This window comes from Streptomyces sp. NPDC000404, assembly GCF_040300365.1.
In the GTDB taxonomy this organism is placed as follows: Bacteria; Actinomycetota; Actinomycetes; order Streptomycetales; family Streptomycetaceae; genus Streptomyces; species Streptomyces ramulosus.
On sequence record NZ_JBEPDN010000011.1, the window covers coordinates 1 to 16,233 of the forward strand.

A 16,233-nucleotide genomic window follows, 5' to 3' on the forward strand; every position below is an offset into this window, starting at 1 on the left:
CGGTTACATTCCGAACCCGGAAGCTAAGCCTTTCAGCGCCGATGGTACTGCAGAGGGGACTCTGTGGGAGAGTAGGACGCCGCCGAACAATTTTTTAGCTCCGGTCTCCGGGAATCAGTGATGGTTCCTGGGGGCCGGAGCTTTTTTGTGTTTCAGGATCCGGATTTCGCTGGTCCCCGGCGGCGGGCGCTGGCTGTAGGAATTGCTGGTGGTGCGTGGAGCCGGGCGATTGGCTGCGTAGCCCTCAAAGCGTCCGGAAGGGCTAAGAGCGTCCGGAAGGGCTCGGAAGTTGGCGTACGGGCTGCTGAGGCGGGTGGCTCGGGGGACGGGAGGCGGCGCGGAGCCGGCCGGTGGCGTCGGGAAAAGGGGAGGAAAGGGAGCGGATACGGTTCCGCCCCGCCTCCCGGAGGAGAGACGGGGCGGAGTGCCGGTCCTGGCAGGGCCTAGGGGCTTTCCGGGCCCTGTGGGGTCAGTGCTTCGGTTCGTCGTTCGTGGACTGGTTGGGGATGTTGCCGGCGGGGGCGGGAGTGTCGTAGTCCGTGAGGCCGGCGGCGTGGGCGAGTTCGATGTCGAGGGACTCGCGGCGGATGCGCTGGTCCATGTAGAGGAGGGCCGTCACGCCTGCGCTGAGCGGGAAGGTGAGGGCGGAGCCGATGACCGCGCCGATGCCCAGGAGGGTCAGGAAGGTCCAGCCGGTGGCCTCGGTGGGGCCGCTCATCCAGTTCAGGAGGCCGTCGCCGTCGATGATGAAGGCGATCAGCGTGACGGGGATCTGGACGACGAACTCGATGACGCCGACGATCACGTACATCAGCAGCTGGATGCCCAGGATGCGCCACCAGGAGCCGCGTACCAGCTTCGCGGAGCGGCGCATGGAGGCGAGGACGCCCTGCTTCTCCAGCATCAGGGCCGGCGGGGCGAGGCTGAACCGTACCCACAGCCAGACGGCCAGGGCGCCGCCGGCCAGCAGGCCCAGCGTGCCGAGGGCGAATCCGGCGGGTGCGGAGCCGAGCGCCATGACAAGGCCGCCCGGCAGGGTGCACACCAGGATCACGGCGGTGAGCAGCAGCGTCAGCAGGAAGAGGAGGCCGCAGAGGCGGGGCAGCTGGGGGCGGGCGTCGCGCCAGGCCTCGCCGGCGGTGACCGGGCGGCCGAGGACGGCGCGGCTGACGATCATGGTCAGCAGGCCCGTGACGAAGATCGTGGCGAGCAGCCCGATCAGCGAGGTGATGCCGCTGCCGAGGAGGGACTTCTCCAGGTCGCGGAACGCTTTGACGATCTCCTCGGTGGACTCGCCGCGCAGTACGGGGGTGCGGCCGCTGTCCGGGAACCACAGGCCCGTCACCAGGGTGATGGCGAGCTGTGCCACGACGGCGATGACCAGCGAGATCCCGACGACGGTGCGCCAGTGGACGCGGAGCGTCGAGAGCGCGCCGTCGAGGATCTCCCCGACGCGCAGCGGCCGCAGCGGGATGACGCCGGGCTTCGCGGCGGGCGGGACCGGTGCCCAGCCGCCGCCCCACGGCGGACCGCCCGGTACCTGGCCGCCCGCTCCGTGACCGGCGGTGGCGCGGCCCCGGGGGCCGGGCACGCCCGCGGGCGGGGACCACTGGCCGGCGGGCGGCTGTTGCTTCGACCACTGCGGCGGTGGCGACGCCTCCTCGCCGGGGTGGTCGTCCGGTGCGGGGGTGCGGTCGGATGGTGCCCGGTCGCCGCGGTCCGGTTCGTCGGAGGGGGCGGATCCGGGCGAGGCCCAGCCCGGAGAGTTGTTCATCGTCGCTCCTTCATGCTTCCCGGCCGCCGCCGTGGCGGTCGGGGACCGGCGTCAGCGGTGGCAGTCATCGTGTCATGGCGGGTGCGGCCCGGTGCCTGTGGCCTGGGAGGGCGGTGAGGTTCTGTTCGGGTCGTGTCCGGCGGCAGACTGGGCGGATGGCCGAACGTCACGAGGTACCCGAGACCGGCGCCGCGGCGCCCGTCGTCCCGTCGCTGCGGTGGGCGGACCCGCCCGAAGGACCCGCGGTGGTGCTGCTGGACCAGACCCGGTTGCCCGCCGAGGAGACCGAGCTGATCTGCGCGGATGTGCCGCAGCTGGTGCGGGCGATACGGACGCTGGCGGTGCGCGGGGCGCCGCTGCTGGGCATCGCGGGCGCGTACGGCGTCGCGTTGGCCGCGGCGCGCGGTGACGATGTGCCGGCGGCGGCCGAGGAGCTGGCGCATGCCCGGCCGACGGCGGTCAACCTCGGATACGGGGTGCGACGGGCGGCCGGTGCCCACCGTGCCGCGTCGGGGGCGGGCCCGGCGGCGGCCGCGGCGGCTGCGCTGGCCGAGGCGCGGGCGGTGCATGCGGAGGACGCCGAGGCCAGTGCGCGGATGGCACGCCACGGCCTGGCGCTCCTCGGTGAGCTGCGGCCCGGCGGCGGGCACCGGATCCTCACCCACTGCAACACGGGCGCCCTGGTGTCCGGGGGCGAGGGGACCGCGCTGGCGGTGGTGCTCGCCGCGCACCGGCAGGGCGCGCTGCGCCGGCTGTGGGTGGACGAGACCCGGCCGCTGCTCCAGGGCGCGCGGCTGACCGCGTACGAGGCGGGGCGGGCCGGGATGCCGTACACGGTGCTGGCGGACGGGGCGGCGGGTTCGCTGTTCGCGGCGGGGGAGGTGGACGCGGTGCTGATCGGTGCGGACCGGATCGCGGCGGACGGCTCGGTGGCCAACAAGGTGGGCAGCTATCCGCTGGCGGTGCTGGCCCGGCACCACGGGGTGCCGTTCGTGGTGGTGGCGCCGTTGAGCACCGTCGATCCGGCGACGGAGCGGGGCGCGGACATCGCCGTGGAGCAGCGTCCGGCGGGTGAGGTGACGGAGATTTCCGGAACGCTTCCCGTCGCTCCGGCGGGCGCCCCGGCGTACAACCCGGCGTTCGATGTGACACCAGCGGAGCTGGTGACGGCGATCGTGACGGAGGCGGGGGTGGTCTCGCCGGTGAACCGGGACGGCCTTGCGAAGTTGTGTTCCACGTCACGTTGGAGTACGTCACGATCAGGTAATGGGATGATGGCCGAATGAAGGGACGCGTCCTCGTCGTCGACGACGACACCGCACTGGCAGAGATGCTCGGCATCGTGCTGCGCGGCGAAGGCTTTGAACCGTCGTTCGTGGCGGACGGTGACAAGGCGCTCGCCGCCTTCCGCGAGTCCAAGCCCGATCTTGTGCTGCTCGACCTGATGCTCCCCGGACGGGACGGCATCGAGGTGTGCCGGCTGATCCGGGCCGAGTCCGGGGTGCCGATCGTGATGCTGACGGCCAAGAGCGACACCGTGGATGTGGTGGTCGGCCTCGAATCGGGGGCGGACGACTACATCGTCAAGCCGTTCAAGCCCAAGGAGCTGGTCGCCCGGATACGGGCCCGGCTGCGGCGGTCGGAGGAGCCGGCGCCCGAGCAGCTGGCCATCGGTGACCTGGTCATCGATGTCGCCGGGCACTCGGTGAAGCGGGACGGGCAGTCCATCGCGCTGACGCCGCTGGAGTTCGACCTGCTGGTGGCGCTGGCCCGCAAGCCCTGGCAGGTGTTCACCCGCGAGGTGCTGCTGGAGCAGGTGTGGGGCTACCGCCACGCCGCCGACACCCGGCTCGTCAACGTCCATGTGCAGCGGTTGCGCTCCAAGGTCGAGAAGGACCCGGAGCGGCCCGAGATCGTGGTGACCGTGCGCGGCGTCGGCTACAAGGCCGGGCCCAGCTGATATGAGCCGGACCGGTGCGTCCCCGGAGGACAGGCGGGGGCGTTCCACCGACCCGGTACGCGGAACGTCCCTCTCGGCGAGGGTGTTCGCGCGGCTGCTGCGTGGCGGTCAGCTGCTGCCCGACGGGGCGGTCAGCGGTCCGGTGCATCCGTTGCTGCGGCTGTTCAGCCGCTGGGTGCGGCGGCCGCTGCTGCCCGCGGTGCGGCTGTGGCGGCGCAACATCCAGCTGCGGGTCGTCGCCTCGACGCTGCTGATGTCGCTGGTCGTGGTGTTGCTGCTCGGCGTGGTCGTCGTCGGGCAGGTCCGTAACGGGCTGCTCACCGCGAAGGCGCAGGCCGCGCAGAGTCAGGCGGCGGGCGGTTTCGGCGTGGCGCAGAAGCTCGCCGACGGTGCGGGGGCGGGCGCCGGTGCGACCGCGGGTGACGACACCGGGCGCTCCGGGGGCCGCGGGGCCCAGGATTCCGCTACCTGGCTGACCGGTCTGGTCGAGCAGCTGGCCAGCGGTGGCCAGGGTGTCTTCTCCGTCGTGGCGCTCAGCTCGGACTCCGACGAGCCGTTCGGCGACGCCAGCCGGGGCACCCGGGGGCCGCGTGCCTCCGGGGACGTCGATCCGGAGGCGAGCGTGCCGCCGGAGCTGCGGCGGAAGCTGGATGCCCGGGCGGGCACGTTCCGGCAGTACACGCAGATCAAGCGGATCGGCTCCGACGAGGGCCGGCCGGCGCTGATCATCGGCAAGCGCCTCAACGACGTGAACGGCAATCAGTTCCAGCTGTACTACCTCTTCCCGTTCACGCAGGAGGCGGAGACGCTGAAGCTGGTCACGGGCACGCTGGCGACCGCCGGGGTGTTCGTGGTGATCCTGCTCGGCGCCATCGCCTGGCTCGTCGTCCGGCAGGTCGTCACGCCGGTGCGGATGGCCGCGGGGATCTCCGAGCGGCTGGCCGCCGGGCTGCTCCAGGAGCGGATGAAGGTCTCCGGCGAGGACGACATCGCTCGTCTGGGTGAATCGTTCAACAAGATGGCGCAGAACCTCCAGCTCAAGATCCAGCAGCTGGAGGAGCTGTCGCGGATGCAGCGCCGCTTCGTCTCGGACGTCTCGCACGAGCTGCGGACGCCGCTGACGACGGTCCGGATGGCGGCGGACATCATCCACGAGGCGCGCGAGGACTTCGACCCGGCCACCAAGCGCTCCGCGGAGCTGCTCCGCGGCCAGCTGGACCGCTTCGAGTCGCTGCTGGCGGAGCTGCTGGAGATCAGCCGGTTCGATGCCGGTGCGGCGGCGCTGGAGGCCGGGCCGGTCGATCTGCGGGACGTGGTGCAGCGCGTGATCGAGGGCGCCGAGCCGCTGGCCGAGCGGACCGGGACGCGGATCGTGGTGCGCGGCGCCGAGCAGCCGGTGATCGCCGAGGCGGACTCCCGGCGGGTCGAGCGGGTGCTGCGCAATCTCGTCGTCAACGCCGTGGAGCACGGTGAGGGCCGCGATGTGGTGGTGCGGCTGGCGTCGGCCGGCGGCCCCAGTGGCGGTGCGGTGGCGGTGGCGGTGCGCGACTACGGCGTGGGGCTGAAGCCGGGCGAGGCGGCCCGGGTGTTCAACCGTTTCTGGCGCGCGGATCCGGCGCGGGCGCGGACGACGGGCGGTACGGGCCTGGGCCTGTCGATCGCCGTCGAGGACGCCCGGCTGCACGGCGGCTGGCTCCAGGCGTGGGGCGAGCCCGGTGGCGGTTCGCAGTTCCGGCTGACCCTGCCGCGGACGGCGGGGGAGGCGCTGCGGGGTTCGCCGATCCCGTTGGAGCCGGAGGACTCGCGGCGCAACCGCGCGGCGGCGGCCGCGGGCCGGCGGCGGCCCGGTGCCCGTACGCCCGCCGCCCTTCCGGCGCCGTCCCGCCGGGCGCTGCCCGCCGGCCCGTCGGAGCCCGGTGCGTCGCCGGAGGGCGTACGGGACGACAGGGCGGCGCGCGGGGCGCAGGCGCGCGCCGGGGAGGCGGCCCGGTCGGGCGACCCGGCCGACGGCGTACGGGGCGGGGACCGGGAAGGTGAGCTGCGTGGGCGCTGAGCAGGGACGACAGCGGGAGGCCGCGGCCTCCGGGACGGGCCGGGACAGGGGCGCCGCGGGGCCGGAGGAGGCGGGCGCCGAGGTGCCGCGTCCCCGGGTCGCCCCCGGGGCGCGCCGTCGCCGGGTCCGGGGCGTCGCGCTGCTGGGGTCCGCGGCGCTGGTGCTGGCGGGTTGTGCCTCGATGCCGGAGAGCGGGGACGTCAAGCCGGTCGACCAGTCCCCGCGCGCGGACGGCGATTCGCAGGTGCGGGTGTACGGCGTGCCGCCGCAGGCCGGTGCGCAGCCGACCAACATCGTCCGCAGCTTCCTGGACGCGACCACCAGCGACGAGGCGGACTTCCGGACGGCCACGCAGTATCTGGCGCAGTCGGCGCGGCGGACGTGGCGGCCGTTCCTGGTGACGAACGTGCTCCAGGAGCGTCCCAAGCCGGAGAACGGGCCGCAGGTCCGCGGGGACCGCGACGGATACACCGTCACGCTGTCGGGCAGTCAGGTCGCCACGGTGGACGCCGCGCACGCGTACACGCCGGAGGAGAAGCCGTACCACCGCACGATCCACCTCATCAAGGAGAAGGGGCAGTGGCGGATCGACCGGCTGCCCAACGGGCTGGTGCTCGGGCAGTCCGACTTCCAGCGCATCTATCAGTCGGTCAACAAGTTCTACTTCGCGTCCTACAAGACGGAGTCGCAGGAGCCCAAGGCGCGCCGTAACGTCCTGGTCGCCGACCCCGTCTACCTGCGGCGGCGGATAGATCCGATCACGGCGAGCGTGCAGGCGCTGCTGGACGGGCCGACCAACTGGCTCAACCAGGTCACCGTCTCGGAGTTCCCCTCCCGCACCCGGCTGGCCAGCCGCAGCCTGTCGCTCGACGACTCCAACGCGCTGCGGGTCAAGCTCACCAAGGAGGCGGTGAGCACCGACACCGGGCAGTGCCGGCGGATGGCGGCTCAGTTGTTCTTCACCGTCCAGGACATGACCCGGGCGTCGAAGATCAGCGAGGTGGAGCTGCAGGACAACAACGGCAACTCGCTGTGCGTCCTGAGCCAGAGCCGGGCGGAGCGGGACTTCGCGCCGCAGCCGCGCACCGGGGGGCCGGCGGACGAGTACTACCTCGACGCCGAGCACCGGCTCGTCGCGCTGTCGGACACCGCGGCCGAGGCGTCGCCGGTGCGCGGCCCGTTCGGTACCGGCAAGACGCCGCTGGGCTCGGTCGCCGTCGCCCGGGACGAGCGCACCGCCGCCGGGGTGTCGACCGATGGCAGGTCGTTGTACGTCGCCGCGCTGGAGGACGGCGCGGAGCGGGGCGGACCGATGCTGACCAGCGCGGTCAAGGACGGTCTGACGGCGCCCAGTTGGGACGGTCTGGGTGATCTGTGGGTCGCCGAGCGCACCGCCCACGGCTCGCGGCTGCTGCGGATGCGCGAGGGCAAGGGCGATCCGGAGCAGGTGGCGGTGCCCGGGTTGGGTGACCGGCGGATCAAGGCGATCCGGATGGCCGCCGACGGCATCCGGATAGCGATCCTCGTGGAGGACGGCGGGCGGACGACGCTGCAGCTCGGCCGGGTCGAGCGGGGCGGTTCGTCGGCGCGCCCGCTGCTGTCGGTCGAGGAACTGCGGCCGATCGCGCCCCAGTTGGAGGATGTGGTCGCGGCGTCCTGGGCGGGCGGCAGCCGGCTGGTGGTCGTGGGCCGCGAGTCGGGCGGCGTGCAGCAGATGCAGTTCATGGAGACCGACGGGTCCGCGTCGAACGTGCCGAGCCTGCCCGGGGTCACGGGCGTCAAGGCGGTGGCCGCGTCCGAGGACGAGTCCCGCCCGCTGATCGCGGACGCCGTCGACGGCATCGTCCGGTTGCCGCCGGACGCCAATTGGAAGACCGTGGCGAAGGACGGTTCGGCGCCGGTCTACCCGGGGTGAGTGCGCGGTGACGCGGCCGGGGGCCGGTGCGCCGGGCGGTTGTCCACAGGGCTGGTGACGAGCTGGCCCGCGCGTGACAGTGGAGCCATGCGGAGGTTGTGGCGGGAGCTGGCCGGGCTGGTGCTGCCGGTGGAGTGTGCCGGGTGCGGGCTGCCGCGGACGGAGCTGTGCGGGCCGTGCCGCCGGCGGCTGGCGCGCGGCGGACGCGGCGCGGCCCGGGTGCGCCCGGACCCGCCGCCGGCCGGGCTGCCCGAGGTGTGGGCGGGGGCGGTCTACGCCGGCGAGGTGCGGGCGGTGCTGCTCGCGCACAAGGAACGGGGCGCCCTCCGGCTGGCCGAGCCGCTGGGCGCGGCGCTGGCGGGCGCGGTACGGGGGCTGTGCGGGCGGCAGGGCGGCGCGGGCCCGCGGGCGGGTCCGGTGGTGCTGGTCCCGGTGCCGTCGGCGCGGCGGGCGGTGGCCGGGCGCGGGCACGACCCGGTGCGCCGGCTGGCGTACGCGGCCGCCCGTGAGCTGCGGCGGACGGGCCGGGCGGCGCGGGTGTGGCCCGGGCTGCGGCAGTGCCGGGCGGTGGCGGACCAGGCGGGGCTGGGCGCCCGGGAGCGGCTCGTCAATCTCGCCGGGGCCCTGGAGGTCCGGGGCGGGGCCGCCGGAGCGGTGGCGGCGGAGCGGATGGTGCTGGTGGACGACCTGGTGACCACGGGGGCGACGCTCGCCGAGGCCGGGCGGGCGGTGGCGGCGGCGGGCGGCCGGGCGCTGGGGGCGGCCGTGGTGGCCGCTCCGGGGTCGGCGTTCGCCGTCCGACCGGAACCAGGGCCGGAATGCGGACGTTCCGAGGACAGCAGGGGAAACAGCGGTGACGGGACGGCTCCGGAGGGGTGAAATCCACTCGAACGCAACTGGTGACCGCGAGGGGGTGCCGACACCCGCCGGAGAGAGCTATGTTCGGTTGTGAGGACTTGGCAGACGCTTTGCCTCGAATGTCGTGCTGGGTGCGTATGAGGCCGTTTGCCGCGACCCTGAAATCAGGAGAGTGGAGAGCCCGTCCCCGGGGGAGGAGGAGGTGAAAGTCGCCAAGTCCGAGGCTTCGGCACTCACCGGAGCCTGGTGCAAGAAGGAATCGCACCGCCTTCCGGGCGGAGCGATCCGGGAACGGAGTTCTGCGTGGACATCGTCGTCAAGGGCCGCAAGACCGAGGTGCCCGAGCGGTTCCGCAAGCACGTGGCCGAGAAGCTGAAGCTGGATAAGGTCCAGAAGCTCGACGGCAAGGTGATCAGCCTGGACGTCGAAGTGTCCAAGGAGCCGAACCCGCGGCAGGCCGACCGTTCCGACCGGGTGGAGATCACCCTTCGCTCCCGCGGCCCGGTGGTCCGGGCCGAGGCTGCGGCAGGCGATCCGTACGCCGCGCTGGATCTGGCCACCGCGAAGCTGGAGGCACGGCTGCGCAAGCAGCACGACAAGCGCTTCTCCCGTCGGGGCAGCGGCCGCATCCCGGCCAGCGACGTCGCGGTGAGCGTCCCCGACGCCGCGAACCTCAAGCCCAACGGGGAGCTCGCCACGGAGGCGCTGTCCGAGGACCAGGTGCCCACCAAGAGGGTGGCGTCCCTGGACGTCCAGGGGGACGGCCCGCTGGTCGTCCGCGAGAAGACCCACTCCGCGGCGCCCATGGCACTCGACCAGGCGCTCTACGAGATGGAGTTGGTCGGTCACGACTTCTATCTCTTCGTCGACGCCGAGACGAAGCAGCCCAGTGTCGTCTACCGGCGGCACGGCTACGACTACGGCGTCATCCACCTGAACCCCGATTCGTTCGGGGAGGAAGGAGCCGGGGGCGCGGGGGGCGCACTCGGCGGCTGACCTCATCCCTGTGGTGCCCCCGGCGTGCGCCCGGGGGCACCATTGCGCCTGCAAGGGGGAGGAGTTGATGCCGTATAGAGTTGTGCCGGGCCATGGCGCGGGGGCACCTGGGGTGCCGGGGACGCGGCCGTATGGCGTTGATCGGGCTGGCCGCGGGGGCTGTTGTCAACCAGCCTTGTGTCCAAGCTCTGGCCATCGGGCCGGGCAGTTGACGGGGAGGGACGATGGGGGACAGCTTCGGACCCGTGCGCGGCGACGCGGACGACGGCGGTAACGGCGCCGGTGACGCGTTCGGGAGGGGAACGGAGCCGTCACGCAAGGAGCCGATCCGGGTGCTGGTGGTGGACGACCACGCACTCTTCCGGCGGGGCCTGGAGATCGTGCTGGCCCAGGAGGAGGACATCCAGGTCATCGGCGAGGCCGGGGACGGCGCCGAGGCGGTGGAGAAGGCCGCCGATCTGCTGCCCGACATCGTGCTGATGGACGTACGGATGCCCCGGCGCGGCGGTATCGAGGCGTGCACCGCCATCAAGGAGGTGGCCCCCAGCGCGAAGATCATCATGCTGACGATCAGCGATGAGGAGGCCGATCTCTACGAGGCGATCAAGGCCGGCGCCACCGGCTATCTGCTCAAGGAGATCTCCACGGACGAGGTGGCCACCGCCATCCGGGCGGTCGCGGACGGGCAGTCGCAGATCAGCCCCTCGATGGCGTCCAAGCTGCTGACCGAGTTCAAGTCGATGATCCAGCGCACCGACGAGCGGCGTCTGGTGCCCGCGCCCCGGCTCACCGACCGGGAGCTGGAGGTCCTCAAGCTCGTCGCCACCGGCATGAACAACCGCGACATCGCCAAGGAACTCTTCATCTCCGAGAACACCGTGAAGAACCACGTCCGCAACATCCTGGAGAAGCTGCAGCTGCACTCCCGGATGGAAGCGGTGGTGTACGCGATGCGGGAGAAGATCCTCGAAATCCGGTGAGGGCCGGGCGGGCGCCGGGCCCGCCCCGGCTCCCGGCCCCCGCGCCTCTTCGCGTGCGGCCCGGTCGGCTTCACGCGCGCCCCGGCTGCCCCGCTCCGGCCAGGCCGATCCGCGCCGCCCAGGTCAGCCGCCGAGAGATATCAGTTCCCGGCGCAGCGCGGCGTCCAGCGCCGGATCGTCGCAGCGCTCCACCCGTACGGTGTCGCATCCCACCCAGCTCGCCGCCTCGTAGAGCGCCTGTGCCATCGGGCGGACCGCCTTGGGGCCGTCCAGCGACACCTGGCGGGCGACGAGGGTGGTGCCCTCGCGGGCCGGGTCGACCCGGCCGATCAGCCGGCCTCCGGACAGCAGCGGCATCACGAAATAGCCGTGTATCCGCCGGGCGCGCGGGACGTACGCCTCCAGGCGGTGGGTGAAGCCGAAGATCCGCTCGGTGCGCGGGCGGTCCCAGATGAGGGAGTCGAACGGGGAGAGCAGCGTCGTGCGATGGCGGCCGCGGGGCGGCGCAGCGAGCGCCGCGGGATCGGCCCAGGCGGGCTGGGGCCAGCCCTCGACCTCGACCGGCACCAGCCCGGAGTCCGCCAGCACGGCGTCGACCTGCGCGGCCTTGAGGCGGTGGTAGTCCGCGAGATCGGCGCGGGTGGCGACGCCCATCGCCGCGCCCGCCTGCGCCACCAGCCGGCGCAGGCACTCCTCATCCGTCGGCTCGTCCGTCAGCAGCGGGGCCGGTATCGCGCGCTCGGCGAGGTCGTAGACCCGCTTCCAGCCGCTGCGCCGGGTGCAGACCACCTCGCCGTACATCAGGGCGCGCTCCACCGCGATCTTCGACGCGCTCCAGTCCCACCACTCGCCGCCGTTCTTCGCGCCGCCCAGCTGGCTCGCGGTGAGCGGGCCGCGCTCGCGCAGCTGCGTGAGGACCGCGTCGTAGGCGCCGGGGGACAGCTCGTGGTGCCAGTGCGGGCGGGAGCGGTAGGCGCGGCGGCGGAAGGCGAAGAGCGGCCACTCCTCGACGGGCAGGATGCAGGCGGCGTGCGACCAGTACTCGAAGCTGCGGTCGCCGCTCCAGTAGGCGGCCTCGATCTCCGTACGGTCGAGGGCGCCGAGGCGGCTGTACGGGATCAGCTCGTGCGAGCGGGCGAGCACCGAGATCGTGTCGAGCTGCACCGATCCGAGGCGGCGCAGCACCCCGCGGACCCCGGCGCGGCGGCCGTCCGCCCCCAGCAGGCCCTGGGCGCGCAGGGCCAGCCGCCGCGCCTCGTCACGGGAGAGTGCGGTCACGGAGCGCGGTTGCGAAGTCACGGCGGTCATGCGGCACAGACTAGGGGCGACCACTGACAACGCCCCGCGCCGCCGCGGCCCGGCCCGTCACTCCCCGTACGGCAGATACGGCGTCCGCGCCGCGGGCTCGCCGGACGGGGCGCCGAGGTCCGGCAGGTCGGAGGGGAGGAGCGAGCCGACCCAGACGTCCCGGCGGGTTCCGCCGCGTACCAGCTCGCCGCGGAGGGTGCCCTCCCGGTGGAAGCCGGTGCGGCGGGCGACCGCCCACGAGCCGTGGTTGCCGGCCTCGGCGCGCCACTCCAGGCGCTCCACGCCCAGATCGCGGAAGGCCCAGCGCGCCACCGCGGCGGCGGCCTCGGACGTGTAGCCCCGGCCGCGCTGCTCCCGGGCGGTCCAGTACCCCAGCTCGGCCTGGCGCTCCGGGGTGCGCAGACGGTCGAGGCGGACCAGGCCCACCGCGCCGACCAGCGCCTGCGCCTCCCGGGTGAGCACCGCGAAGGACAGATCGGTGTCCGTGTGCCAGCCCTGCGGGGAGAACGCGCCCGTGAAGTGCTCGGCGTCCCGGAGCGTGTACGGGGACGGGACGCTGGTCCAGCGCGGGATGTCCGGATCCTGGCAGGCGGCGTGCACCGCGGGCGCGTCCGAGGGCCGGAACGGGCGCAGCAGCAGGCGCTCCGTGGTGAGGGTGACGGGTCTCATGGAGGGATTCTGCGGCCACCCGGGCACGGGGGCGAAGGGATTTCACCGCCCGGCCCGGCACCTTCCCGCGGCCTCGCGCGTTCATGGGAGGAGGGGCCGGAAGGGTTCGCTGCGGCGGACCTCCCGACCGGACGGCGTCCTCCTTTACGATGGCCGTTGCGGCGGGGCCTGCCCCTGGAAAGATGCCGCGCCCGCGCACCCGACCGTGCAGGCCCGACCGGCAAGGAGACCAGCCCAAGTGTCCGTCTTCAACAAGCTCATGCGTGCAGGCGAAGGAAAGATCCTGCGCAAACTGCACCGCATCGCGGGGCAGGTCAACTCCATCGAAGAGGACTTCGCGGCCCTCTCCGACGCCGAGCTGCGGGCGCTGACCGATGAGTACAAGGAGCGCTACAAGGACGGCGAGAGCCTGGACGACCTGCTGCCCGAGGCGTTCGCCACGGTCCGCGAGGCCGCCAAGCGGGTGCTCGGCCAGCGTCACTACGACGTCCAGCTGATGGGTGGCGCGGCCCTTCACCTGGGATACGTCGCCGAGATGAAGACCGGTGAGGGCAAGACCCTCGTCGGCACCCTCCCGGCGTATCTGAACGCCCTCTCCGGCGAGGGCGTCCACCTCATCACGGTCAACGACTACCTCGCCGAGCGCGACTCCGAGATGATGGGCCGGGTCCACAAGTTCCTGGGCCTGAACGTCGGTTGCATCCTCGCCGACATGACCCCGGCGCAGCGCCGTGAGCAGTACGGCTGCGACATCACGTACGGCACCAACAACGAGTTCGGCTTCGACTACCTCCGCGACAACATGGCCTGGTCGAAGGATGAACTCGTCCAGCGGGGCCACAACTTCGCGATCGTCGACGAGGTCGACTCCATCCTCGTCGACGAGGCCCGTACGCCGCTGATCATCTCCGGCCCCGCCGACTCCGCCACCAAGTGGTACGGCGACTTCGCCAAGTTGGTACGCCGCCTGAAGAAGGGCGAGGCCGCCAACCCGCAGCGCGGCATCGAGGAGACCGGCGACTACGACATCGACGAGAAGAAGCGCACCGTCGGTATCCACGAGTCCGGCGTCAGCAAGGTCGAGGACTGGCTGGGCATCGACAACCTCTACGAGTCGGTGAACACCCCGCTGGTCGGCTACCTCAACAACGCCATCAAGGCCAAGGAGCTGTTCAAGAACGACAAGGACTACGTCGTCATCGACGGCGAGGTCATGATCGTCGACGAGCACACCGGCCGTATCCTCGCGGGCCGCCGCTACAACGAGGGCATGCACCAGGCCATCGAGGCGAAGGAAGGGGTGGAGATCAAGGACGAGAACCAGACGCTCGCCACGATCACCCTCCAGAACTTCTTCCGCCTCTACAACAAGCTCTCCGGTATGACCGGTACGGCGATGACCGAGGCCGCCGAGTTCCACCAGATCTACAAGCTCGGCGTCGTCCCGATCCCGACCAACCGCCCCATGCAGCGGATGGACCAGGCCGACCTGATCTACCGCACCGAGCCCGCGAAGTTCGACGCGGTGGTCGACGACATCGTCGAGAAGCACGCGAAGGGCCAGCCGATCCTGGTCGGCACGACCTCCGTCGAGAAGTCCGAGTACCTCTCGCAGCAGCTCAAGAAGCGCGGCGTCGACCACGAGGTGCTGAACGCCAAGCACCACGAGCGGGAGGCGTCGATCGTCGCCCAGGCCGGCCGCAAGGGCGCCGTGACGGTCGCCACGAACATGGCCGGCCGCGGCACGGACATCAAGCTCGGCGGCAACCCCGACGACCTCGCCGAGGCCGAACTGCGGCAGCGCGGTCTGGATCCGGTCGAGCACGTCGAGGAGTGGGCGGCCGCCCTGCCGGATGCGCTGGAGCGCGCCGAGGCGGCCGTGAAGGCGGAGTTCGAGGAGGTCAAGGAGCTGGGCGGGCTCTACGTCCTGGGCACCGAGCGCCACGAGTCGCGCCGGATCGACAACCAGCTGCGCGGCCGCTCCGGCCGTCAGGGCGACCCGGGCGAGTCGCGGTTCTACCTCTCCCTGGGCGATGACCTGATGCGGCTGTTCAAGGCCCAGATGGTCGAGCGCGTCATGGCCATGGCCAACGTCCCCGACGACGTCCCGATCGAGAACAAGATGGTCACCCGGGCCATCGCCTCCGCCCAGTCGCAGGTCGAGCAGCAGAACTTCGAGACGCGGAAGAACGTCCTGAAGTACGACGAGGTGCTCAACCGCCAGCGTGAGGTCATCTACGGCGAGCGCCGCCGCGTCCTGGAGGGCGAGGACCTCCAGGAGCAGGTCAAGCACTTCATGGACGACACCATCGACGCCTACATCCAGGCGGAGACGGTCGAGGGCTTCGCGGAGGAGTGGGACCTGGACCGCCTGTGGGGCGCGTTCAAGCAGCTCTACCCGGTGAAGGTCACCGTCGAGGAGCTGGAGGACGAGGTCGGCGACCGCGCCGGGATCACCTCCGACTTCATCGCCGAGGCGATCAAGGACGACATCGCCGCCCAGTACGCCGCCCGCGAGGAGCAGCTCGGCTCCGACATCATGCGGGAGCTGGAGCGCCGCGTGGTGCTGTCCGTCCTGGACCGCAAGTGGCGTGAGCACCTCTACGAGATGGACTACCTCCAGGAGGGCATCGGCCTGCGGGCGATGGCCCAGAAGGACCCGCTGGTCGAGTACCAGCGCGAGGGCTTCGACATGTTCACCGCCATGATGGAGGGCATCAAGGAGGAGTCCGTCGGCTATCTGTTCAACCTGGAGGTCCAGGTGGAGCAGCAGGTCGAGGAGGTCCCGGTGGCGGAGGGCGCCGAGGCGCCGTCCCTGGAGAAGGAGGCCGCGGAGGCGGTTCCCGCCGGTGCGGGCCGTCCCGAGATCCACGCCAAGGGCCTGGAGGCACCGCAGCGGCCGGACCGGCTGCACTTCTCGGCGCCGACGGTCGACGGCGAGGGCGGCGTGATCGAGGGCGACCTCGTCGACGACGACGCCCCGGCCCGTTCGGAGGCGGACGGCCTGACCCGCGCCGAGCGCCGCAAGGCCCAAAAGGGCGGCCGACGCCGCAAGAAGTGACCTGAGCAGTGACGGCGGGGCCCCGGGGAGCAGTTCCCGGGGCCCCGCCGTTTCCGCGTCCCGGCCGCCTTGAGGGACACGGGCGTCCGGGTGCGGGTGCCCGTTGCGTACGGCCGTGGTGGGCACGGCTGCCGTGCGTATGGGCAGGGCGGTTGCGGCCGGGACGGGTACGGGCATGGCGCGGCCGGGTCAGCCTTGCCCGGTGGCCCGGCCGTCCGGGGCCGGGCCGATGTCCAGGGCGGCGCAGCGCCAGCGGGCGTCGGCGCCCAGCTCCAGCCGGAAGGCGAGGGCGCGCAGCCGCTCGCCGTGGGCGATCCGGGCGAACGCCTCGATCACGCCCTCGCACGGCTTGCTCAGCCCGCACTCCCGGAGGGTGGGGGCGTCGTGCGGCCGCGTCCCCCGCAGCGGGGCGAGCGGGGCCAGCTCGATCAGCCGGTCGTACGCGGCGGGCAGCGCATGGCCGAGGAGGGCGTGGACGGGCAGCTCACCGGCGAGTGTGGACAGCAGCTGCCGGGCGAACCACTGATGCGGCCGGCGCTCCTGCGCGCGCCGCTGCGCGCCGGGCGACGGCAGCGCGGCACCACCCGCCGCCCGCCTGCTGACCGCGGCCGCGGCGCGCACGGAGTGCCCGGGAAGGGCGCGTCCGGCGGTGGGCCTCG

12 protein-coding genes and 1 rRNA gene are annotated in these 16,233 nt (G+C 72.6%); 9 read left to right on the forward strand and 4 right to left on the reverse strand.

Annotated elements, in window-relative coordinates; genetic code table 11:
* Nucleotides 1–88 (forward strand): 5S ribosomal RNA (gene rrf, locus ABT345_RS21475); the annotation flags it as partial.
* Nucleotides 89–469: 381 nt separating this feature from the next.
* Here rrf and ABT345_RS21480 read toward each other — a convergent pair.
* The gene (locus ABT345_RS21480) at nt 470–1,774 is read right to left on the reverse strand and encodes a DUF7847 domain-containing protein (RefSeq protein WP_345085007.1); all 1,305 of its coding nucleotides are present in this window, start codon (nt 1,772–1,774) and stop codon (nt 470–472) included.
* A gap of 155 nt (nt 1,775–1,929) precedes the next feature.
* Here ABT345_RS21480 and mtnA point away from each other — a divergent pair, with 155 nt between their 5' ends.
* From mtnA to ABT345_RS21515, 7 genes are all read left to right on the forward strand, one after another.
* The gene (mtnA, locus tag ABT345_RS21485; protein WP_345085006.1) at nt 1,930–3,060 is read left to right on the forward strand and encodes an S-methyl-5-thioribose-1-phosphate isomerase; all 1,131 of its coding nucleotides are present in this window, start codon (nt 1,930–1,932) and stop codon (nt 3,058–3,060) included.
* On the forward strand, nt 3,057–3,734 hold the full coding sequence (gene mtrA / locus ABT345_RS21490) for a two-component system response regulator MtrA (RefSeq protein ID WP_004000747.1): 678 nt from the start codon (nt 3,057–3,059) through the stop codon (nt 3,732–3,734). Before mtnA ends, mtrA begins: the two co-directional genes overlap by 4 nt.
* Nucleotide 3,735: 1 nt before the next feature.
* Nucleotides 3,736–5,787 carry an MtrAB system histidine kinase MtrB gene (gene mtrB, locus ABT345_RS21495; RefSeq protein ID WP_345085002.1) on the forward strand — a complete coding sequence of 684 codons (2,052 nt, stop codon included), beginning with the start codon at nt 3,736–3,738 and terminating at the stop codon, nt 5,785–5,787.
* Nucleotides 5,788–5,869: 82 nt separating this feature from the next.
* The gene (locus ABT345_RS21500) at nt 5,870–7,702 is read left to right on the forward strand and encodes an LpqB family beta-propeller domain-containing protein (protein WP_345085169.1); all 1,833 of its coding nucleotides are present in this window, start codon (nt 5,870–5,872) and stop codon (nt 7,700–7,702) included.
* A gap of 87 nt (nt 7,703–7,789) precedes the next feature.
* On the forward strand, nt 7,790–8,581 hold the full coding sequence (locus tag ABT345_RS21505) for a ComF family protein (protein WP_345084999.1): 792 nt from the start codon (nt 7,790–7,792) through the stop codon (nt 8,579–8,581).
* A gap of 282 nt (nt 8,582–8,863) precedes the next feature.
* On the forward strand, nt 8,864–9,556 hold the full coding sequence (hpf, locus tag ABT345_RS21510; RefSeq protein WP_345084996.1) for a ribosome hibernation-promoting factor, HPF/YfiA family: 693 nt from the start codon (nt 8,864–8,866) through the stop codon (nt 9,554–9,556).
* A gap of 224 nt (nt 9,557–9,780) precedes the next feature.
* On the forward strand, nt 9,781–10,536 hold the full coding sequence (locus ABT345_RS21515; RefSeq protein WP_345084993.1) for a response regulator: 756 nt from the start codon (nt 9,781–9,783) through the stop codon (nt 10,534–10,536).
* Between the two features lie 123 nt (nt 10,537–10,659).
* Here the strand turns inward: ABT345_RS21515 and ABT345_RS21520 are convergent, their stop codons facing one another.
* A complete protein-coding gene (locus tag ABT345_RS21520; RefSeq protein ID WP_345084990.1) occupies nt 10,660–11,844 on the reverse strand; it encodes a winged helix-turn-helix domain-containing protein in 1,185 nt (394 codons plus the stop codon).
* 57 nt (nt 11,845–11,901) lie between these two features.
* The gene (locus tag ABT345_RS21525; RefSeq protein ID WP_345084987.1) at nt 11,902–12,513 is read right to left on the reverse strand and encodes a GNAT family N-acetyltransferase; all 612 of its coding nucleotides are present in this window, start codon (nt 12,511–12,513) and stop codon (nt 11,902–11,904) included.
* Between the two features lie 238 nt (nt 12,514–12,751).
* Here ABT345_RS21525 and secA point away from each other — a divergent pair, with 238 nt between their 5' ends.
* Complete coding sequence (secA, locus tag ABT345_RS21530) at nt 12,752–15,574, forward strand: preprotein translocase subunit SecA (RefSeq protein ID WP_345084984.1); 2,823 nt, start codon at nt 12,752–12,754, stop codon at nt 15,572–15,574.
* A gap of 189 nt (nt 15,575–15,763) precedes the next feature.
* Here secA and ABT345_RS21535 read toward each other — a convergent pair whose 3' ends face one another.
* Complete coding sequence (locus tag ABT345_RS21535; protein WP_345084981.1) at nt 15,764–16,195, reverse strand: Rv3235 family protein; 432 nt, start codon at nt 16,193–16,195, stop codon at nt 15,764–15,766.
* Nucleotides 16,196–16,233 lie beyond the last annotated feature (38 nt).